Genomic DNA, 20899 nt, shown 5'->3' on the forward strand with positions numbered 1-20899 from the left:
CGCTGTCCGTCCGGCCACGCGCGGAGGCCCGGCGGCGGGGGTCCCGGTGGCAGGATGACGACCATGACCGCCACCACGCGGGCCGGCTCGTCCGTGCCCCTCCCGGCCGTCGCCCGCGACGCCGACGTGCCGGGCGAGCTGCCCGCCGACCGCTTCGCCGACCGCGAGGTCTCCTGGCTGGCCTTCAACGACCGGGTGCTGCAGCTCGCGGAGGACCCGAGCTCGCACCTGCTGGAGCGCGCCCGGTTCCTGTCGATCTTCGCGAACAACCTCGACGAGTTCTTCATGGTCCGCGTCGCGGGGCTCAAGCGCCGCATCGCCACGGGCCTGGCCGTCACGGCCGCGAGCGGCCTCGAGCCGCGCCAGGTGCTGGAGACCATCAGCCAGCGCGCCCACGAGCTGGCCGAGCGGCACGCGCAGACGTTCGTCGACCACGTGCGGCCGGCGCTGGCCGAGGCCGGCATCACGATCGTGCGCTGGGACGAGCTCGGCACCAACGAGCAGGTCCGCCTGCACGGGTTCTTCCGCGACATGGTGTTCCCGGTCCTCACGCCGCTGGCCGTGGACCCGGCGCACCCGTTCCCCTACATCTCCGGGCTGTCCCTGAACCTGGCCGTGGTCGTGCGCAACCCGACCACGGACAAGGAGCACTTCGCCCGCGTCAAGGTGCCGCCGCTGCTGCCGCGCTTCGTCGCGGTCTCCGAGCAGGACGCCGAGGAGGGCACGGACGCCTCGGCGCGCTTCGTCCCGCTCGAGGACGTCATCGCGGTGCACCTGGACCAGCTGTTCCCGGGCATGGAGGTGGTGCAGCACCACACCTTCCGCGTCACCCGCAACGAGGACCTCGAGGTCGAGGAGGACGACGCCGAGAACCTCCTGCAGGCCCTGGAGAAGGAGCTGCTGCGCCGCCGCTTCGGCCCCCCCGTGCGCCTGGAGGTCGCCTCCGACATCGACCCCGCGGTCCGCGAGCTGCTGGTGCGCGAGCTCGGCGTCACCGAGACCGAGGTGTACGAGCTCCCCGAGCCGCTGGACCTGCGCGGCCTCGCGGACATCGCCGACCTGGACCGCCCGGAGCTGAAGTACCCGAAGTTCGTGGCCCGCACCCACCGCGACCTCACCGACGGCGCGGAGACCGCGAAGCCGAGCGACGTCTTCGCCGCCATCCGGGCCCGCGACGTGCTGCTGCACCACCCCTACGACTCGTTCTCCACGAGCGTGCAGGCGTTCCTCGAGCAGGCGGCCGCGGACCCGAAGGTCCTCGCCATCAAGCAGACGCTGTACCGCACCTCGGGCAACTCCCCCATCGTCGACGCCCTGGTCGACGCCTCCGAGGCCGGCAAGCAGGTCCTGGCGCTGGTCGAGATCAAGGCGCGCTTCGACGAGCAGGCCAACATCTCCTGGGCCCGCAAGCTGGAGCAGGCCGGCGTGCACGTCGTCTACGGCCTCGTCGGGCTGAAGACCCACGCCAAGCTGAGCCTCGTCGTGCGCCAGGAGGGCAGCGGCCTGCGCCGCTACAGCCACGTCGGCACGGGCAACTACAACCCCAAGACCGCGCGCGTCTACGAGGACCTGGGGCTGCTGACCGACGACGTCCAGGTGGGCGAGGACCTGACGCGGCTGTTCAACCAGCTCTCCGGCTACGCGCCCAAGACGGCGTTCAAGCGGCTGCTCGTCGCGCCGCGCTCGCTGCGCACCGGGCTCGTGGACCGCATCGACCGGGAGATCGAGAACCACCGGCTGGGGCAGCCCGCCGGGGTGAAGATCAAGGTCAACTCCATCGTCGACGAGGCCGTGATCGACGCCCTCTACCGCGCGTCCCAGGCCGGCGTGGACGTCGACGTCAGCGTCCGCGGCATCTGCGCGCTGCGCCCCGGCATCGAGGGCTTGTCCGAGCGGATCCGGGTGCGCAGCGTCCTGGGCCGCTTCCTGGAGCACAGCCGGGTGTTCTGGTTCGCCAACGGCGGGGACCCGATCGCCATGATCGGCAGCGCGGACATGATGCACCGCAACCTGGACCGCCGCGTCGAGTCCGTCGTGCGCCTGGGCGACCCGCGCCACGTCCGGGAGATCTCGGCCCTGCTGGACCTGTGCATGAGCGACGAGACCAGCTCCTGGCACCTCGGCCCCGACGGCGCGTGGACCCGCCACCACCTCGACGCCGACGGGAACCCGCTGCAGGACATGCAGGAGCACATCATCGCCACCCGGCCCGGCCGGCGCCCGACCGCCCGCCGGCGGTGAGCGCCGCGGTCGGCGACCCGCAGGTGGTGACCGCCGCCGCGTCCGCGCAGGACGCGGCGGCCGCGTGGACCACCGTCGCCGCCGCACCCGCGGACGTGGAGGCGGCGGGCTGCCTCGTGCTGCGCACGCGCACCGGCGCCGACGGCACGGGCCACCGCGAGGTCCTGCTGGTGCACCGGGCGGCCACGCCGCTGCGGGGCGCCGACTGGTCCTGGCCCAAGGGCAAGCTCGAGCCCGGGGAACCGCACGCGGTCGCGGCCGTGCGGGAGGTCGAGGAGGAGACGGGCGTCCGCGTCGGGCTCTCGCTGCCGCTCGCGGAGCACCGCTACGACCTGCCCGACGGCCGCTCCAAGCGCGTGCGCTACTGGTTCGCCACGCCCCTGCCGGGCGAGCAGGCGTGGACGGCGTCGCCCGAGGAGGTCGACGAGGTCGCCTGGTGCAGACCGGAGCAGGCTCGCGAGCGCCTGACGTTCGCGGCGGACGCGACGCTGCTGGACGTCCTGGCGGGCCACCTCGAGGCCGGCCTGGACCCCGCGCAGACCTGGCCGCTCGTGCTGCTGCGCCACGCGCGCGCCGTGCCGCGCGCCGCGTGGGACGGCGAGGAGGCCGAGCGGCCCCTGCTGGACACGGGCCACCTGCAGTCCCGCGCGCTGGCCCCCCTGCTCGGGTGCTGGGAGCTGCGCCGGGCCGTGACGTCGCCCTGGGCGCGCTGCGTGCAGACCGTGCTGCCGGCCGCCGACGCGCACGGCTGGGCCGTGGAGGAGGACGACGCACTGTCGGAGGCGGGCAGCGCCGCCGACCCCGGCGCGGCGCTCGACGTCCTGACCGGGCTGCTGGCCGAGGGGGGCGGGAGCGTCGTGTGCTCGCACGGCCCGGTCCTGCCCGGCCTGCTGGCCGAGGTCGCGCGCCGGGCGGACGTCCCGGCCGTGGCGGACCTGCTGGGGCCGAAGCTCGGCAAGGCCGAGCTGCTCGTCGCCCACGTCGCCGGGCGGGGTTCGACGGCGCGCGTGGTCGCTGGCGAGCGCCACCGCGTCTGACCACCCGACCTCACGCTCCGTCACGCGCGGGCAGCACCGCGTCGGGGCGTTGACCCGTTCACCTGGCGGTCGACGTGCGTCCGCCGTCCGGCGCCGCGACGTCCCTTCCCGGTTCACCCTGCGTTAACCGTCACCGGACAACCGCTTCACCTGGCTTCCTTACCTTTCGATCGTCCGGGGCGCACGCCCCGGCTGTGCCCGCGCCGGTCGAGGTGGCGGGAGACGATCCTCGAGAGGGACCGACGTGACGTTCTGGAAGACCTCCCGCCTGCTGACCATCGCCGCCGTGGGAGCCCTGGCCCTGACCGGCTGCGGGTCCGACGACAACACCAGCACCGCCGCCCCGGGTGGCGCCGCCGCCTCCTCCTCCACCGCCGCCGCGGACTGCGGCACCGGCACCCTGAACGGCGAGGGCTCGAGCGCCCAGAAGAACGCCATGGACCAGGTCAGCCAGACCGGCTACCTGGCGCAGTGCCCCGACGCGACCATCAACTACAACGCGACGGGCTCGGGTGCGGGTCGCAAGCAGTTCACCGGCGGGCAGGTCGACTGGGCCGGCTCCGACTCGGCGCTGAAGCCCGAGGAGGCCACCGCGGCCGCCACGCGCTGCATGGGCAACCCGGCCTGGAACCTCCCCATGGTCGCCGGCCCCATCGCGATCGCCTACAAGCTCGACGGCGTCACCGACCTCACCCTGAACGCCGAGGTCGCCGCCAAGATCTTCCAGGGCCAGATCACCACCTGGAACGACCCGGCGATCGCCGCGCTCAACTCCGGCGTGACCCTGCCGGCCACCCCGATCAGCGTCTTCTTCCGCACGGGCACCTCGGGCACGACCGAGAACTTCACCAAGTACCTGCACGCGACCGCCCCCGACGCGTGGACCGCGGACGGCAGCGGCGACTGGGCCGGCAAGGGCGAGGGCCGCGAGGGCTCCGCGGGCGTGGCGCAGGCCGTGGCCGGCGCCAGCGGCGGCATCACCTACGTGGAGTGGTCCTTCGCGCAGGACAACAAGCTCAACGTCGCCAAGGTCGACAACGGCGCGGGCGCCGTCGAGCTGACCGGTGAGTCGGCCGGCAAGACCATCGCCACCGCCACGCAGGTCGGCACCGGCAACGACCTGGCGCTGAAGATCGACTACACCACCAAGGAGGCCGGGGCCTACCCGATCGTCCTGGTCACGTACGAGATCGTCTGCTCGAAGGGCCTGGACGCGGACAAGACCAAGCTGCTGAAGTCCTTCCTCACCTACTTCTCCGACCCGGCCACCCAGACGGGTCTGCAGGACATCGGCTACGCGCCGCTGCCCGCCGAGGTCTCCACGAAGGTGAAGACGGCCATCGCGGCCATCAGCTGAGAACCCCCCGGGTGCGGGACGCCTCCCCGGAGGCGTCCCGCACCCACCCTCAGGTCCCCCCCTCCCTGACCAGCAGGAGCACGATGTCCTCGATCACCGGTCGCTCGACCGTCGACCAGGTCCCCGGCCCGACCGGTGACGTGCCCCGCGGTCGCCGTCGCCTCGGCGACACCCTCTTCGGCGGCGCCGCGAACCTCTCCGGCGTCGTCGTCATCGCGATCGTCGCCCTGACGGGCGTCTTCCTGGCCACGCGGGCCGTCCCGTCGCTGCTCGACGACAAGGTCAACTTCCTGACCTCCACCGAGTGGGTGCCGGAACCCGGGAACCTGCGCTTCGGCATCCTGCAGATCCTGTGGACCACGGTGTCCATCTCCGTGATGGCCATGATCATCGCGGTGCCCCTGGGCGTCCTGAACGCCCTCTTCCTCACGCAGTACGCCCCGCGCTGGCTCGCCCGCCCCGCGGCGAGCGTGATCGACCTGCTGGCCGCGATCCCCTCGATCGTCTACGGCCTGTGGGGCATCCAGGTCTTCGCGCCGCACCTGACGGGTCTGCAGAAGGCCGTCAACGACGGTCTCGGCTGGTTCCCGCTCTTCGAGGGGCCCATCAGCGCGGGCACCATCTTCATCGCGGGCATCGTCCTGGCGATCATGGTGCTGCCGATCATCACGGCGCTGTCGCGCGAGGTCTTCGCGCAGACGCCCGCCGCGAACAAGGAGGGCGCGCTCGCGCTGGGCGCCACCAAGTGGGAGATGATCCGCACCGCGGTCCTGCCCTTCGGCCGCGCCGGCGTCGTGTCCGCCTCGATGCTCGGCCTCGGCCGTGCGCTCGGCGAGACCATCGCCATCACGATCATCGTCTCGAGCGTGGCCCCCGGGACGGACTTCTTCGCCTCGTGGCTGCAGGGCGGGGAGACCTTCGCGTCGAAGATCGCCAACAACGCCGCGGAGTTCAACGACCCGTCCTCGACCGGCGCCTACATCGCCGCCGGCCTGGTGCTCTTCGTCCTGACCTTCGTGGTCAACGCCATCGCCCGCGTCATCGTCAACCGCAGGAAGGCCTTCGCGTGAGCGCCCTCGACACCGGGCACCAGACCGGGCCGCTGCAGCGGGCGAGCTCGCTCGCCCCCTCCCAGGGCCTGGCCGGACGTGCCGCGCGCAACACCGTCGCCACGGTCGTCGTGGTCCTCGCCTTCGTGATCGCGGTCATCCCGCTGGTCTGGATCATCCTCACGGTGCTCCAGAAGGGCGCCGCGCTGCTGCCCGACGCGAGCTGGTGGCTGAACTCCCAGCGGGGCATCACCCCGCGCATCGCCGGCGGCGGGGCCTACCACGCGATCATCGGCACGATCCTGCAGGCGCTCGCGACAGCCGTCATCGCCGTCCCGATCGGCATCTTCGCCGCCATCCTGCTGGTGGAGTACTCGGCCGGCCGGCTCGCCCGCGTCGTCAGCTTCACCGTCGACATCCTCTCGGGACTGCCCTCGATCGTCGCGGCGCTGTTCATCTACGCCTTCTGGATCACCACGCTGGGCTTCTCCCGCTCCGGGTTCGCGGTGTCCCTGGCGCTGGTGCTGCTGATGATCCCGGTCGTGGTGCGCTCCACCGAGGAGATGCTGAAGCTCGTCCCGAACGAGCTGCGCGAGGCCTCCTTCGCCCTCGGCGTGCCGAAGTGGAAGACCATCGTGCGCATCGTCCTGCCGACGGCCTTCTCGGGCATCGTCACGGGCGTCCTGCTCGGCCTGGCCCGCATCATGGGCGAGACGGCTCCCCTGCTGATCCTCGTCGGGTACTCGCAGTCCATCAACACGAACCTCTTCAGCGGCAACATGGCCGCTCTGCCGCTCATGATCAACAACGACCGGCAGCAGGCCCTCGAGCCCGCGGTCGAACGGGTCTGGGCGGCCGCTCTCACACTGGTGCTGCTCGTGCTGGTGCTCAACATCGCGGGACGCCTCATCGCCCGCTTCAGCTCGGTCAAGAAGTAGGGAGCGACAACCGTGGCCAAGCGCATCGACGTCAAGGACCTCAACGTCTACTACGGGAACTTCAAGGCGGTCGAGGACGTCTCGATGACCGTCGAGCCCCGTTCCGTCACGGCCTTCATCGGGCCGTCCGGCTGCGGGAAGTCGACCTTCCTGCGGACCCTCAACCGCATGCACGAGGTCATCCCCGGCGGCCGCGTCGAGGGCAGCGTGATGCTCGACGAGGAGGACCTCTACTCCGCCAAGGTCGACCCGGTCAGCGTGCGCCGCACGGTGGGCATGGTCTTCCAGCGGCCCAACCCGTTCCCGACGATGTCGATCTTCGACAACGTCGCCGCGGGCCTGCGGCTGAACGGCGTCAAGAACCGCAAGGTCGTCACCGAGACGGTCGAGAAGTCGCTGCGCGGGGCGAACCTCTGGAACGAGGTCAAGGACCGCCTCGACAAGCCCGGCGCCGGCCTCTCGGGCGGTCAGCAGCAGCGGCTGTGCATCGCCCGCGCCATCGCGGTGCAGCCCGAGGTGATGCTGATGGACGAGCCGTGCTCGGCGCTGGACCCGATCTCGACGCTCGCGATCGAGGACCTCATCGTGTCGCTGAAGGACGAGTTCACCATCGTCATCGTCACGCACAACATGCAGCAGGCGGCCCGCGTCAGCGACCGGACGGCCTTCTTCAACCTCGCGGCGACCGGCAAGCCGGGCCGCCTGATCGAGATCGACGACACCGCGACGATCTTCTCCAACCCGGTGCAGAAGGCGACCGAGGACTACATCTCCGGTCGCTTCGGCTGAGCCGGCGACCGCCGCCCGTCCGGGCGGGTGCCGCGGCACCCGCCCGGACGGAGGGCCTCCCGGGTGGCCCGGGGACGTCCGTCACAGGACGAAGCTGATCACCAGGTAGGCCAGCGAGGCGAACAGCGCCGCCGCCGGCAGGGTGAGGACCCAGGCCACGACCATCGAGCGGGCGACGCCCCAGCGCACGGCGGAGAGCCGCTTGGTCGCCCCGACACCCATGATCGCGGAGCTGATCGTGTGGGTCGTGGAGATGGGGGCCTGGAAGCCGATGGCCGCCACGTACAGGACGGCCGCGGAGACCGACTCCGCCGCGAAGCCGCGGGCCGGGTCGAGGTGGATGATCCGGCGGCCCAGGGTGCGCATGATGCGCCAGCCGCCCGAGTAGGTGCCCAGGCTGATGGCCAGCGCCGAGGACACCTTGACCCACCACGGGATGTCGGTGCCGGCGTGGAAGCCGCCCGCGACGAGCGCGAGCACGATGACGCCCATGGTCTTCTGCGCGTCCTGCAGGCCGTGCCCGAGGGCCATGGCGGCGGCCGAGACGGTCTGCGCGAGGCGGAAGCGACGGTGCGCCGGGCCGGGCGCGGCCCGGCGGCAGGCCCAGAGGATGCCGACCATGGCCAGGTAGGCGAGCACGAAGCCGGCCAGCGGCGACAGCACCATCGGCACGACGACCTTGTCGAGGACGACGGCCCAGTGCACCGTGGTGCTGGCTGCGATGCCCGCGCCGGCCAGCGCGCCGATGAGCGCGTGCGAGCTGGACGAGGGCAGCCCCAGGCGCCACGTGACGAGGTTCCAGGCGATGGCGCCGAAGAGCGCGGACAGCACGACGGCCATGCCGTCGATGCCCGTGCCGACGCTGACGATGCCGCTGCCGATGGTCTGCGCGACGCCGACGCCGAGGAACGCGCCGATGAGGTTGAAGACGGCAGCCATGGCCAGCGCGACGCGCGGGGTCAGCGCGCGGGTCGAGACCGACGTCGCGATGGCGTTCGCGGCGTCGTGGAAGCCGTTGGTGAAGTCGAAGCCGAGGGCCACGACGATGACGAGGAGGACGAGGGCGAGCTCCACCGGCTCAGGACTCCTTGACCGCGATCGTCTCCACCGTGTGCGCGACGTGCTCGAAGGCGTCCGCCGCCTCCTCCAGCGTCTCGATGATCTCCTTGTGCTTCATGATCTCGATGGCGTCGTAGCCGCCGTCGAACAGCTTCACCAGCAGCCGCCGGTGGACCTGGTCCGCCTGGTTCTCCAGCCGGTTGATCTCGACCCAGTAGTCGGCGAGGTCGGACAGCGAGCGCAGCCGCGGCATCGCCTCGGCCGTCAGCTCCGCCTGGCGCGCCAGGACCTGCACGAGCTCGGCCACGGCCTCGGGCAGCGTGCCGACGCGGTACAGGACCATCAGGTCGACCGCGGCCTGCATGAGGTCCAGGCAGTCGTCGAGGCGGGAGGCGAGCTGGTAGATGTCCTCCCGGTCGAACGGGGTGACGAAGGAGGAGTTCAGCCGCCGCATGACGGCGTGGGCGGACTCGTCCCCCGCGTGCTCGATCTCCTCCATCCGCAGCGCGAGCTGCTCGCGGCGGGTCTGGTCGCTGCCGAGCACCTCGGCGAGGACGGTGGTCGCCTCGACCAGGATCCGGCCGGTGGCGGCGAACAGCTCGTAGAACGAGTTGTCCTGGGGGGTCAGACGCAAGCGCACTCGAGGCTCCGGGGACGGTCGGCTCGTCGGGCACGGAGGACACCGGCCCGACCGGCGATGCTAGGGGCTCCCGGGGCCCACCTGCCCCCCCGCGTCCCGCCGAGGGGTCAGCGACCGCCCTCGTCGACGCCCAGGACGCGGTCCAGCTCACCCTCGGGCAGTGGCCCCTCACTCTCCGAGGCGGCCACGACCACCTCGGCGTACAGCTCGATCTCCTCGGCGAGGGCGTCGTCCGCCAGGGCCGCGGGCACGGGGGCCACGGGGCCGGGCTGGGGGTCGCGCTCGTCGACGGTCTCGGGGTCGAGGGCGTGCGTCATGGTGCGTCCACGGTACGCCCGCGGGCCCCGCCGCCTCAGGCGGTCCGCCGGACTCGTCGTGCTCAGGGGGCGGCCGGTGGCCGCGCGGGTGAGGTGGCGGGTGAGGGGGCGGGTGACGACGGCGCGGGCGACGTCCCGCCGGCGGAGCCGCTCGCCGACGGCGAGGCCGTGGGCGGCACCACCAGCGCCGGCTGCTCGTCGCCGGTGAGGACCGTGCGCTCCAGGCTGACCGAGGCGAGCCCGAGCCCGCCGACCGTGACCTCGTCGTAGGCCACGAGGCGCCCCGCGTCGGCGCCCGTGGTCCCGAAGTACAGCAGCGTCGCCTGCAGCGGGACGGGCTTGCCGTCGGCGAGGCGGTTGAGGCCCGCGGACGTCACGCCCGCACCGCCCGTGCTCCCCTCGACCATCGTCCGGGTGCCGGAGGCGTCGAGGGTGACGCTGCGCTTGTGCAGGTGCCCCGCGAGCACGAGCGGGACGCGGCCGCGCAGCGGCGCCAGCCCGGACGGGTCGTGCACGAGCGCGACGTCGACCGGGTCGTCGGGGTGCGCGGCGTCCCAGTCCTCCACGGCCTCGGCCAGGCGCCGGTTGGACTGCTCCTGCACGCGCTCGGCGCTGCCGGTGGCCTGGCTGCCCTCGCCGTCGGGCGTGAACACCGGGTCGCCGGTGCCCGCGAACCGCAGGCCGGCGACCTCGGCGGTCTGGCCGCCGTCCAGCACGGTGGCGCCCTCGGCCGCGACGGCGGCCTGCGTCTGGGAGGAGTCGTGGTTGCCGCGCACGAAGACGTAGGGCACCCCGAGGCCGGGGATGCGGCCCAGGTAGGACGACTCCGCGGCGGAGCCCCACGTCGTGATGTCGCCGGTGTCGACGACGGCCTGCACCCCGAACTGGCCGACCAGGGACTTCGCGAGGTCGAAGCCGAGGGGGTTCAGGTGCAGGTCGGAGATGTGCAGGACCGTGGTGACGTCCTCCCCCAGCCCCGTCCCGGCCCCCGCCTGCGCGTCCCCGAGCACGGGCAGGTTGGCCGAGACCGCGTACAGCGTGCTGACGCTGGTGACGAGGTCGGACAGCCCGCTGCGGTAGCTCTCGAGGCGCTCCACGGCGCTGCGGGCGCTGGAGACGACGTAGGGCGCGCGCGAGAGCAGGCCCGTGAACCGCGGCTGGGACAGCGCCGCCGGGTCGAAGGTCGCGGCCGTCGCCCCGCCCGTGCCGAGGACGACGACGAGGCAGGTCGCGAGGGTCTGCAGCGCGCGCCGCCGCGCCCGGTAGACGACCACCCCGGCGAGCAGGGCGCCGGCGAGACCGCTGCCCGCGCTGTAGGCGACGGCGCGCAGCGTCGCGGCGCGGATGGTGTCGGTGACCGTGAGCTCCAGCGCGAGCAGCTGCTGCGGCGAGCGCACGAGGCGGGTGGCGGCGTCGAGGTCGACGGAGGTGATGTTGGCCGTGACGAGGACGGGCGCCGCGTGGGTGTCGAAGGAGACCTCGCCGACGGGCGGGAGGTCGACCTGCACCCCGGGCTGCAGGCTGGGGTGGACCCGGACCTCGGTCTGCAGGGGCCCGACGTAGGTGGTCGTCCCCGGCGCGAGCGTGAAGCCGATGCCGGCCCCCGCGGTCGTCACGAGCAGGACGCCGACCCACGGCAGCACCGCGCGGGCGACCCGGAGCCCGAGCTGGGGCCCGCGCCGGTGCCCGACGCCGTCGGCCAGCGCGCGGCCGCGGTCGCCGACGGCCGTCGGCGACCACCAGCGCGCGGGCCGGGGCACCCGCGCGGAGCGCGCCGGGCGGCCGGGCGGCGTGGCCGGGGGCGGCGACGGGGGCGGCGGGGCCGGTGGCGGTGAGGAGGACATCCGGCCTCCATCCTCCCCCATGGGCGCGGAGGGCGGGCGGTCCCGGCGGGGCGCGGTGGACGGCCCGGACGCAGGGGGTGGCCCGGACGCGGGGGTGGAACGGACGCGGGGGGTGGGCGGCGCCGGACGGGGTAGGAGGCCCGCATGACCTCGACCTCCCCCGGAACCGTCCCCCGCGACCTGCGCAGCGCCGAGCCCTCCGGTCCTCCCGGGCCGGCCGTCGTGACCGGCTCGGAGTCGGGCATCGGCCGCGCGGTGGCCGTCGAGCTGGCCCGCCGCGGCCACGACGTGGGCGTCACCTGGTTCCAGTCCGAGGCGGAGGGCGAGGCGACGGCTGCGGAGGTGCGCGGGCTGGGCCGGCGCGCGGAGGTCCGGCACCTGGACCTGCGCGAGCCGGTCGCGGCCGGCGAGGTCGTGGCCGGGCTGGCCGAGGCCCTCGGCGGGGTGGAGGTCCTCGTCAACGTGGCGGGCACGGGGACGTCGACGCTGCTGCTGGACACGAGCTACGAGCACTGGCGCGAGGTCCTGGCCACCGACCTCGACGGCGCCTTCTGCTGCCTGCAGCAGGCCGGGCGCGCGATGGTCGCCGCCGGCCGCGGCGGGCGCATCGTCAACATCACGAGCGTGCACGAGCACCAGCCGCGCGTGGGCGCGGGCGCCTACTGCGCGGCCAAGGGCGGGCTGGGGATGCTGACCCGGACCGCCGCGATCGAGCTCGCCGAGCACGGCATCACCGTCAACGCGGTCGCCCCGGGCGAGATCTCGACGCCCATGACGGGGCAGACCGACGTCGACCCGCACACCGAGAGCCGGCCGGGGGTGCCGCTGCGGCGCCCCGGGGACGCGCGCGAGATCGCCGCGGTCGTCGGCTTCCTCTGCTCGCCCGAGGCCTCCTACGTGACGGGCCAGTCGTGGGCGGTGGACGGCGGGATGCTGCAGATGGGCCCGATGGCGGGCTCGCACCTCACCTCCGACGACTGGCGTCGCCCGTGAGGTCGCGCCCCGGGGGCCGCACCCGCCGGCGCCCGCTAGTCTTGACCTGTTCAAGATCCACTGCTCGACCGGTGGGGCCCCGGCCCCGCCGCAGCCGACGAGAGGACGTGCCGTGACCGACGTCGCCAGCCAGAGCTCCACCCCCTCCGACGACCGCCCCGTCCTGACCACGCGCCAGGGCCACCCGGTCTACGACAACCAGAACCAGCGCACCGTCGGGGCCCGCGGTCCCGCGACGCTGGAGAACTACCAGTTCCTCGAGAAGATCAGCCACTTCGACCGCGAGCGGATCCCCGAGCGGGTCGTGCACGCGCGCGGCGCCACCGCGTTCGGCTACTTCGAGGCGTACGGCAACTTCGGCGACGAGCCGATCGCGAGCAAGACCCGCGCCAAGCTGTTCCAGGAGGAGGGCAAGCGCACCGACCTGGCCATCCGCTTCTCCACCGTCGCCGGCGGCCGCGACTCCGCCGAGACGCTGCGCGACCCGCGCGGCTTCGCGGTCAAGCTGTACACCGAGGACGGCAACTGGGACCTCGTCGGCAACAACCTGGGCGTCTTCTTCATCCGCGACGCGATCAAGTTCCCGGACTTCATCCACTCCCAGAAGCCGGACCCGGTCTCCTTCGACCGCCAGGTCCCCAACCGCGTGTTCGACTTCGCGAGCCAGACGCCCGAGTCGCTGCACATGTTCACCCTCGTGTTCAGCCCGCGCGGGATCCCCGCGAGCTACCGCACCCAGCAGGGCTTCGGCGTGAACACCTACCGGTGGGTCAACGCCGAGGGCGACACGCTGCTGGTCAAGTACCACTGGCACCCGAAGCAGGGCGTGAAGAGCTGGACGGCGGCCGACGCCGCGGCCGTGCAGGCGCAGGACCTCGGCCCGCACACGCGCGACCTGTACGACGCCATCGACGCGGGCGAGTTCCCCGAGTGGGAGCTGCTCGTCCAGACGATGAGCGACGAGGACCACCCCGAGCTCGACTTCGACCCGCTGGACGACACCAAGGTGTGGCCCGAGAACCTGTTCCCGCTCACGCCGATCGGGAGGATGGTCCTCAACCGCAAGCCGGTGGACTTCTTCACCGAGAGCGAGCAGATCGCCTTCGGCACCGGTGTGCTGGTGGACGGCCTGGACTTCTCCGACGACAAGATGCTCGTCGGCCGGACGTTCTCCTACTCCGACACCCAGCGCTACCGCGTCGGCCCGAACTACCTGCAGCTGCCCGTGAACCGGCCGAAGACCCCGGTGGCGACCAACCAGCGCGACGGGCAGATGGCCTACCAGCAGGACGGCCGGGGCGAGAACCCGACGGTGAACTACGAGCCGTCCATCATCGGCGGCCTGCGCGAGGGCACCTACCCCTCCCACGACGAGCAGGGCCCGGTCATCTCCGGCCGCGTCACCCGCAAGCGGATCCCGGTCACCAACGACTACCAGCAGGCCGGTGAGCGCTTCCAGCTGTCCGAGGACTGGGAGAAGGACGAGCTCGTCGCGAACTTCGTCGACGCGCTGTCGCAGTGCATCCGCCCCATCCAGGAGCGCATGGTCTGGCACATGTTCATGGCCGACGACGAGTACGGCCGCCGCGTCGGCGAGGGCCTCGGCATCACCGCCGACGACGTCCGCCACCTGGAGCCCCTGCAGACGCAGACGCTGACCGAGGAGGAGCTCACCCGCGCCGCTAACCTCGGCAAGAACGGCCCCCGCGACGTGACGGGCCTCGTCATGACGCACGCCGTGCCGAACGAGCGCGACGCCCGGGTCTGAGGCAGCACCCCCGGCCACGACAGGCGCCGGTCCCCGCGGGGGCCGGCGCCTGTCGCCGTCCCGGCTACGGTGGGTGTCCAGGCAGGGTCCGGACGCGGGGGGTGGGTGTGCAGGAGTCGGTCACCGACCGCGCCTGGGTGCACCGCGCGGTCCGGGTCGTCGAGGCGGACGGCAACCGCAGCGCCGACACCCACCTGCGGGTCTTCCCGCTGCCGGCCGCGTGGGGCGTCGACCTGTACCTCAAGGACGAGTCGACCCACCCGACCGGCTCGCTGAAGCACCGCCTCGCGCGCTCGCTGTTCCTCTTCGGCCTGGCCAACGGCGACATCCGCCCGGGCACCCGCCTCGTCGAGGCCTCCAGCGGGTCCACCGCCGTCTCCGAGGCCTACTTCGCCCGGCTCGTCGGCCTGGAGTTCACGGCCGTCGTGCCCGCGACCACGGCCACCGCCAAGCTCGACCTCATCCGCCGCCACGGCGGCCACCTGCACCTCGTCGACGACCCCGGCGAGGTCTACGCCGCCGCGGAGCGCCTGGGCGCGCAGCCGGGCTGGCACTACTTCGACCAGTTCTCGACGGCCTCGACGGTCACGGACTGGCGGGGCAACAACAACATCGCCTGCTCGATCTTCGAGCAGATGGCGCTGGAACCCCACCCCGAGCCGACGTGGATCGTGGTCGGCGCCGGGACGGGCGGCACGAGCGCGACGATCGGCCGCTACTGCCGCTACCAGCGCCACGCCACGCTGCTCGCGGTCGCGGACCCGGAGGGTTCGGCCTTCTCCGAGGGCTGGCGCACGGGCTCGCGCACCGTGACGGCGCGCGGCTCCCGGATCGAGGGCATCGGCCGCCCCCGGGTGGAGCCGTCGTTCGTGCCGTCGGTCATCGACGAGATGGTGCAGGTCCCCGACGAGGAGTCGGTCGCGGCGATGCGGATGCTGCTGGAGGTCCTCGGGGTCCGCGCGGGCGCGTCGACGGGGACGAACCTGGTCGCCGCCCTGCAGCTCGTGGACCGCATGCGCCGGGCGGGGCAGCGCGGAAGCGTCGTCACGCTCATCTGCGACGACGGCGACCGCTACCTCGACACCTACTACGACGACGCGTGGGTCGCGGGCCGCGGGATGGACCTGGCCGCGGCCCGCACCCGGCTCACGCCGCTGTTCGGCGACCCGCCGCTGGGCCCGCCGGCCCGCTGAACCGGCCGGCGCTGCGGCCCGCGGCTCGGAGCTCCAGCAGTCAGAACTCCAGCAGCACCTTGCTCGACGCCGTGGCGTCCAGCGCCAGCTCGAACGCCGCCAGGGTGTCGTCCACGCCGAGGACGTGGGTGACGACCGCGTCGGCCTGCAGGCTGCCGTCCGCGAGCGCCGCGAGCACGTCGTCCAGCTCGTCGGTGAACCGGAAACTGCCCCGCAGGTCCAGCTCGCGGGTGATGGCCAGCGAGATCAGCGCGGGCTGCTCCCCCGAGGGCAGGAGCCCGACCATGACGACCGTGCCGCCGCGCGCGGCCCCGCGGACGGCCGAGGCGAGCCCGCGCGGGGAGCCGGAGGACTCGAACACGACGTCCGCGGCGACGGCCGCCACGGCGTCGGCGTCCGCGGCCGCGACGGTGTCCGTCGCGCCGAGCTCGCGGGCCACGGTCAGGGGGTGCTCGTGCACGTCGGTGACGACGATCTCCGCGGCACCCGCGCGCCGCAGGACCGCGACGACGAGCAGGCCGATGGGGCCGCAGCCGATCACGAGGACCTTCTTGCCGGCGACGTCCCCGGCCCGGCGCACGGCGTGCCAGGCCACGGCGGCGGGTTCGGCCACGGCGGCCGTGCGCAGCGACAGGCCTCCGGGCAGCGGGCGCAGCATCCCCGCGCGCAGCACGGCGTGGCGGGCGAAGGCGCCCTCGGTGTGCGGGGACCGGGCCGCGCTGCCCAGGTAGGTCCCGGCCGGGGAGAGGTTCGGACGCCCGGGCGGGAACGCGGCGGCGGCGTCCGTGGTCCCGGCGGGGTGCACCGCGACCTCCGTCCCGGCGGGCGGCCCGGAACCGTCCGCGGCGGCGGTCACGACCGTGCCGACGACCTCGTGGCCGAGCACCATGGGCGCGCGCAGCACGGACTCCCCCGCGGCCCCGTGGGTCCAGTAGTGCAGGTCGGAGCCGCAGATCCCCCCGTAGGCGATGCGCACGACCGCCTCGTCGGGGGCGGGTGCGGGCACGGGGCGCTGCTCGACGCGCAGGTCGCGCACGCCGTGCACGACGACCGCGACGTCCTGCGCGGGAACGGGTTCGGGTGTGGTCACGGGATCTCCTGTCAGAGGACGGCGAGCATGCCGCCGTCGACGTGCAGCACCTGGCCGTTGACGAAGTCGGAAGCGGGCGAGGAGAGGAAGACGAGCGCGCCGACGAGTTCGTCGACGGTGCCCCAGCGCCCCGCGGGCGTGCGGGAGCGCACCCAGGCGCTGAACTGCTCGTCGGCCACCAGGGCCGCGGTCAGCTCGGTCTCGAAGTAGCCGGGCCCCAGGCCGTTGACCTGGATGCCCGCGGGGGCGAGGTCGGCGCACATGCCCTTGGTGAGCATCTTCAGGCCGCCCTTGGTCGCGGAGTACGGCGCGATGCCGGGCCGGGCGACCTCGCTCTGCACCGACAGGACGTTGACGATCTTCCCGCGCCCGCGCGGCACCATCCGGCGGCCCACCTCGCGCGCCACGTAGAACGCGCTCGTGAGGTTGGTGTCGAGGATGCGCCGCCAGTCCTCGTCGGAGAACTCGGTGAAGGGGGCGCGCTGCTGCATGCCGGTGTTGTTGACGAGGACGTCCAGGGGGCCGACCTCGTCCTCGATGCGGGCCACGCCCGCGGCCACGGCCGCGGAGTCGGTGACGTCGAAGACGCCCGCGACGGCTCGGCCCCCGGTCTGCTCGGCGAGCTCCTCGCACGTGGCCTGCACGGCCGCGTCGGTGCGCCCGTTGACCACGACGGTGCAGCCCGCCTCGAGCAGTCCCCGCGCGAGCGCCCGCCCGATCCCCCGGCTGGACCCGGTGACCAGGGCGGTGCGGCCGCTGATGTCGAAGAGCTGGTGCGTCACGCGGGCCATCATGGCCCGGCGCGCCCGCGCCGTCGCCCGGCGGCCCTAGCCTGCGGGGGTGACCAGCCCGCCCCTCACGCACGACGTCGTCGCCGCCGCCACCCGCTGGGCCGACTCCTGGATCGCCGTGCGCGCAGCGGCGCAACGGGTCCCGGGCGTCCAGATCGCCGTGCGCCTGGCCGGCGACCTCGTCCTGTCCAGCGCCCACGGCGTCGCGGACGCCTCGACCGCGGAACCCCTCACGCCGCAGCACGTGTTCCGGGTGGCGTCGCACTCCAAGACCTTCACGGCGACCGCGGTGCTGCTGCTCGCGGAGCAGGGCCGCCTGCGCCTGGACGACCCCGTCGCCCGGCACGTGCCGTGGGTCGGTGAGGCCGACGACGAGCTGGGGCGCTCGACGCTGCGCGAGCTGCTCGCCCACGCCGCGGGCGTCACGCGCGACGGCCTCGACGGCGACTTCTGGACCCTGGACGGGGAGTTCCTCGACACCGCGGGGCTGCGGGCCGCGGCGACCGCCGGAGGTTCGCTGCTGCCCCGCTCGTCGCGGTTCAAGTACTCCAACATCGGCTACTCGCTGCTGGGCGCGGTGGTCGAGGCCGTGACGGGGACGTCCTACGCCGAGCACGTCACGCAGGCGCTGCTGCGGCCGCTGGAGCTGACGCGCACGACCCCGGAGCTCGACCCGCGCTCCCCGCACCCCGCGGCGGTCGGCCACACGTCGTTCCTGACGTCGAGCCGGCGGCGGCCGCTGCCGGACGCGGACACGCACGCCATGGCCGCGGCGACGGGGTTCTGCAGCACGGCGGAGGACCTCACGGCGTGGTTCTCCGCGCACTCGCCCGCGTCGCCGGACCGGCTCCTGGACGAGCACTCGCTGCGCCTGGCGCAGCACCCCGGGTGGGTCGTGGAGGGGAGCGACCGCCACTACGGCCTCGGCTTCGTCGTGCAGCGCGTCGGGACGCGGACGCTCGTGGGTCACTCGGGCGGTTTCCCCGGCCACATCACCCAGAGCCTGCTCGACCCGGCCGCCCGCTTCGCCGTCAGCGTCCTCACCAACTGCGTCGACGGTCCCGCGAGCGAGCTGGCGCTCGGCGTCGTGAAGGTCGTCGACCTGTTCGCCGAGACCTGGCGGGAGGAGACTCCGACGGTCGACCTCGACGCGTTCTGCGGGCGCTGGGCCTCCGTGTGGGGGCTGCTCGACGTCGTGCGCTGCGGGACGGCGCTGCTCGCGCTGGACCCCGGGCGCGAGGACCCGACGGTCGGCGTCACGCGCCTGGAGGTGCTCGACGAGCGGCGGCTGCGGGTCACCGACGACAGCGGGTTCGGCGACCACGGCTCCACGTGGACCCTGGACCGCGACGACGACGGCACCCCGACGCTGCGCGCGCACAGCGGGAGCCGGCTGCGCCCCCTCGCGCGGTACCTGGCCGCCACGGACGAGCCGGCCGCACCCGGGCGGGGCTGAGCCCGGACGCGACGACGCCGGCGCCCCCGCGGGGTGCGCCGGCGTCGGGGACGGCTCAGTCGAGCGAAGCGTCCAGCGTGATCTCGACGCCCGTGAGCGCCTTGGAGACGGGGCACGTCTCCTTGGCCGCCTGGGCGGCCTTCGCGAAGCCGTCGGCGTCGAGGCCGCTGACCTCGCCGCGGACGGTGAGCTTGATGCCGGTGAGGCGGAAGCCACCGGCGGAGTCCGGCCCGAGCGAGACGTCGGCCGTCACCTCGAGGCTGTCGGGGGTGCCGCCGGCCTCACCGATGAGGGCGGACAGCTGCATGGCGAAGCAGGAGGAGTGGGCGGCCGCGATGAGCTCCTCGGGGCTCGTGGTGCCCCCGGCGTCGTCGGCGGCGCGCTTCGGGAAGGAGACGTCGTAGGTCCCCACCTTGGAGCTGGACAGCTCGACCTGGCCGGAGCCGGCCTCGAGCGTGCCGTTCCAGGCGGTGCGTGCGGTGCGGGTAGGCATGGCGTGATCCTCCCCCGCCCGGCGCGGTCCCGCCAACGCGCCCGCCCCGGATGGCGGAACGCCCGGACGCACGACGGGCCCGGCTCCTCCGAGGAGGAACCGGGCCCTTCGTGTGAGTCAGGCGTCAGTCGCGGGGAGCGGAGCTCTCCGGACGCGGGGCGCGGGGGGCGCCGCCCTCGCGGGGCGCACCACCCTCGCGACGCGGGCCGCCGCGGAAGCCACCGCTGCGGGGACCGCGCGGGCCACGACCGTCACGGGGGCCACGGCCCTCGCGACGCTCGGTGGTGCGGCGCGGCTTGATGACGACCGGCTCGCCGGACTCGGCGACCGCACGCACGATCTCGTCCCCGGCGGAGACGGTCTCGGTCGTGGCGGTGACGCCGGCGTCGCGGTGCAGCCAGCCGTAGCGGCGGACCTGGTCCGGCAGGGCGATCGCGAGGACCGTGCCCTTGTTGCCCGCGCGGGCGGTGCGCCCGGAGCGGTGCAGGTAGTCCTTGTGGTCGTTCGGCGGGTCGACGTGGACGACCAGGTCGACGTCGTCGACGTGGATGCCGCGGGCGGCGACGTCGGTGGCGACGAGCACCCGGGTCTCCCCGGCGGAGAACGCGTCGATCGCCTTGGAGCGCTGCGACTGGCGCAGGTCACCGTGGATGGCCTCGGCGGGCGCACCGGCCTCGCGCAGCTGGTCGGCCAGGCGCTGGGCGCCGAGCTTGGTGCGCACGAAGAAGATGCTGCGGGCCGGGCGCTTCGAGATCTCCGTCAGCACCGCGAGCTTGTCGTGCGGGCGCAGGGAGAACACGCGGTGCTCCATGTTGAGCTCGGCGGTCTTGTCCTCGGGCACGGCGTGGAACGCCGGGTCGGTGAGGAAGTCGCGGACCAGCGCCTCGACACCGCGGTCGAGCGTCGCGGAGAAGAACATGCGCTGGCCACCGGCGCGGGTGCCCTCGAGGATGCCGCGCACGTGCGGCAGGAACCCGAGGTCGGCCATGTGGTCGGCCTCGTCGAGGACGGTCACGCGGACCTCCTCGAGCGAGACGGCCTGGCGCTCGATGAGGTCCACGAGGCGGCCGGGGGTCGCGATGAGGACGTCGATGCCGCGCTGCAGCGCCGCGATCTGGCGGCCGTACGGGACACCGCCGACGACGACGGCGAGGCGCAGGTTGACGGCGTCGCCCAGGGGGCGCAGCGCGTCGGCGACCTGCATGGCGAGCTCGCGCGTCGGGACGACGACGAGGCCGCGGGGGGCGCCGGTGATCCGGGCGTCGCCGGCCGCCGCGAGGCTGGCCAGCATCGGCAGGCCGAAGCCCAGCGTCTTGCCGGAGCCGGTGCGGGCGCGGCCGAGGATGTCGCGCCCGGCGATGCCGTCGGGCAGCACGCGCGACTGGATCGCGAAGGGCGCGGTCATCCCGCGGCGCTCGAGCGCGGAGACGATCTCGGCCGGCAGGCCCAGGTCGGCGAACGTGGACTCGGCGACCTCGATCTGCTCGGCGGCCACGAGGGCCTGCTCGATCGGCGAGGGCGCGAAGCTGCGGGCCGGGCGGGGGGCGCCGGTGTTGGTCTTGCGGCCGCGGTAGCCACCGCTCGAGGAGCCGTAGCTGCTGGAGCCGGAGGAGGAGCCGTAGCCACCGGAGCGGGAGGAGCTGGAGCCGCCGTCGCGGTAGCCGCCGGAGCGGGGGCCGCTGGAGCGGTAGGACGAGTCTCCGCGGTCCTCGGACCGGTAGGAGCGGGACGAGCTGTAGTCACCGTCGGAGGACGGCCGGGTGGAACGGGTGGAACGGTCGTACTGGGGCATGTGCAATGACTCCACAGGGGTCAGCGGCCGCACAGCGGTCGGCCCCCGGCCG

18 protein-coding genes are annotated in these 20899 nt (G+C 73.7%); 10 read left to right on the forward strand and 8 right to left on the reverse strand.

Going from position 1 to position 20899, the window contains the following annotated elements; translation table 11 throughout:
* The first annotated feature begins 63 nt into the window (after positions 1-63).
* From F1544_RS01065 to pstB, 6 genes are all read left to right on the forward strand, one after another.
* Positions 64-2241, forward strand: coding sequence for an RNA degradosome polyphosphate kinase (locus F1544_RS01065; protein ID WP_167581039.1), 2178 nt, complete (start codon positions 64-66; stop codon positions 2239-2241).
* A complete protein-coding gene (locus F1544_RS01070; protein ID WP_167581041.1) occupies positions 2238-3278 on the forward strand; it encodes an NUDIX hydrolase in 1041 nt (346 codons plus the stop codon). Before F1544_RS01065 ends, F1544_RS01070 begins: the two co-directional genes overlap by 4 nt.
* Positions 3279-3522: 244 nt before the next feature.
* Positions 3523-4635 carry a phosphate ABC transporter substrate-binding protein PstS gene (gene pstS, locus F1544_RS01075; RefSeq protein ID WP_167581043.1) on the forward strand — a complete coding sequence of 371 codons (1113 nt, stop codon included), beginning with the start codon at positions 3523-3525 and terminating at the stop codon, positions 4633-4635.
* A gap of 83 nt (positions 4636-4718) precedes the next feature.
* Positions 4719-5705 (forward strand): phosphate ABC transporter permease subunit PstC, encoded by a 987-nt coding sequence (gene pstC / locus F1544_RS01080; RefSeq protein ID WP_167581044.1) that lies wholly within the window; start codon positions 4719-4721, stop codon positions 5703-5705.
* A gap of 32 nt (positions 5706-5737) precedes the next feature.
* On the forward strand, positions 5738-6622 hold the full coding sequence (pstA, locus tag F1544_RS01085; RefSeq protein ID WP_208971111.1) for a phosphate ABC transporter permease PstA: 885 nt from the start codon (positions 5738-5740) through the stop codon (positions 6620-6622).
* 12 nt (positions 6623-6634) lie between these two features.
* Positions 6635-7411 carry a phosphate ABC transporter ATP-binding protein PstB gene (gene pstB / locus F1544_RS01090; RefSeq protein ID WP_167581048.1) on the forward strand — a complete coding sequence of 259 codons (777 nt, stop codon included), beginning with the start codon at positions 6635-6637 and terminating at the stop codon, positions 7409-7411.
* An 81-nt stretch (positions 7412-7492) separates the two neighbouring features.
* Here the strand turns inward: pstB and F1544_RS26000 are convergent, their stop codons facing one another.
* The 4 genes from F1544_RS26000 to F1544_RS01110 all read right to left on the reverse strand — a co-directional run bounded on the left by F1544_RS26000 (position 7493) and on the right by F1544_RS01110 (position 11271).
* Positions 7493-8485, reverse strand: a complete 993-nt coding sequence (locus F1544_RS26000; RefSeq protein ID WP_167581050.1) for an inorganic phosphate transporter — start codon at positions 8483-8485, stop codon at positions 7493-7495.
* Positions 8486-8489: 4 nt separating this feature from the next.
* On the reverse strand, positions 8490-9110 hold the full coding sequence (locus F1544_RS01100) for a DUF47 domain-containing protein (protein WP_167581052.1): 621 nt from the start codon (positions 9108-9110) through the stop codon (positions 8490-8492).
* Between the two features lie 107 nt (positions 9111-9217).
* On the reverse strand, positions 9218-9427 hold the full coding sequence (locus F1544_RS01105; RefSeq protein ID WP_167581054.1) for a hypothetical protein: 210 nt from the start codon (positions 9425-9427) through the stop codon (positions 9218-9220).
* Positions 9428-9489: 62 nt separating this feature from the next.
* Positions 9490-11271, reverse strand: coding sequence for a metallophosphoesterase family protein (locus F1544_RS01110; protein WP_167581056.1), 1782 nt, complete (start codon positions 11269-11271; stop codon positions 9490-9492).
* A gap of 144 nt (positions 11272-11415) precedes the next feature.
* On the opposite strand from F1544_RS01110, the gene F1544_RS01115 reads away from it, so the two are divergent.
* The 3 genes from F1544_RS01115 to F1544_RS01125 all read left to right on the forward strand — a co-directional run bounded on the left by F1544_RS01115 (position 11416) and on the right by F1544_RS01125 (position 15225).
* Entirely contained in the window at positions 11416-12264 is an 849-nt protein-coding gene (locus F1544_RS01115) for an SDR family oxidoreductase (RefSeq protein ID WP_167581058.1), read from the forward strand.
* Positions 12265-12376: 112 nt separating this feature from the next.
* Positions 12377-14032: a catalase gene (locus tag F1544_RS01120; protein WP_167581060.1), complete on the forward strand. Its 1656-nt coding sequence runs from the start codon at positions 12377-12379 to the stop codon at positions 14030-14032.
* A gap of 101 nt (positions 14033-14133) precedes the next feature.
* Complete coding sequence (locus F1544_RS01125) at positions 14134-15225, forward strand: PLP-dependent cysteine synthase family protein (protein ID WP_308469813.1); 1092 nt, start codon at positions 14134-14136, stop codon at positions 15223-15225.
* Positions 15226-15265: 40 nt separating this feature from the next.
* On the opposite strand, the gene F1544_RS01130 is transcribed toward F1544_RS01125, so the two are convergent.
* Both F1544_RS01130 and F1544_RS01135 read right to left on the reverse strand, forming a co-directional pair.
* The gene (locus tag F1544_RS01130) at positions 15266-16315 is read right to left on the reverse strand and encodes a zinc-binding dehydrogenase (RefSeq protein ID WP_167581062.1); all 1050 of its coding nucleotides are present in this window, start codon (positions 16313-16315) and stop codon (positions 15266-15268) included.
* An 11-nt stretch (positions 16316-16326) separates the two neighbouring features.
* A complete protein-coding gene (locus F1544_RS01135; RefSeq protein WP_208971039.1) occupies positions 16327-17097 on the reverse strand; it encodes an SDR family oxidoreductase in 771 nt (256 codons plus the stop codon).
* 58 nt (positions 17098-17155) lie between these two features.
* Here F1544_RS01135 and F1544_RS01140 point away from each other — a divergent pair, with 58 nt between their 5' ends.
* Positions 17156-18562: a serine hydrolase domain-containing protein gene (locus F1544_RS01140; protein WP_167581064.1), complete on the forward strand. Its 1407-nt coding sequence runs from the start codon at positions 17156-17158 to the stop codon at positions 18560-18562.
* Between the two features lie 55 nt (positions 18563-18617).
* Here F1544_RS01140 and F1544_RS01145 read toward each other — a convergent pair whose 3' ends face one another.
* Both F1544_RS01145 and F1544_RS01150 read right to left on the reverse strand, forming a co-directional pair.
* Positions 18618-19055, reverse strand: coding sequence for an OsmC family protein (locus F1544_RS01145; RefSeq protein WP_167581066.1), 438 nt, complete (start codon positions 19053-19055; stop codon positions 18618-18620).
* Positions 19056-19179: 124 nt separating this feature from the next.
* On the reverse strand, positions 19180-20847 hold the full coding sequence (locus F1544_RS01150) for a DEAD/DEAH box helicase (protein WP_167581068.1): 1668 nt from the start codon (positions 20845-20847) through the stop codon (positions 19180-19182).
* Positions 20848-20899 lie beyond the last annotated feature (52 nt).

This window comes from Kineococcus rubinsiae, assembly GCF_011839805.1.
In the GTDB taxonomy this organism is placed as follows: domain Bacteria; phylum Actinomycetota; class Actinomycetes; order Actinomycetales; family Kineococcaceae; genus Kineococcus; species Kineococcus rubinsiae.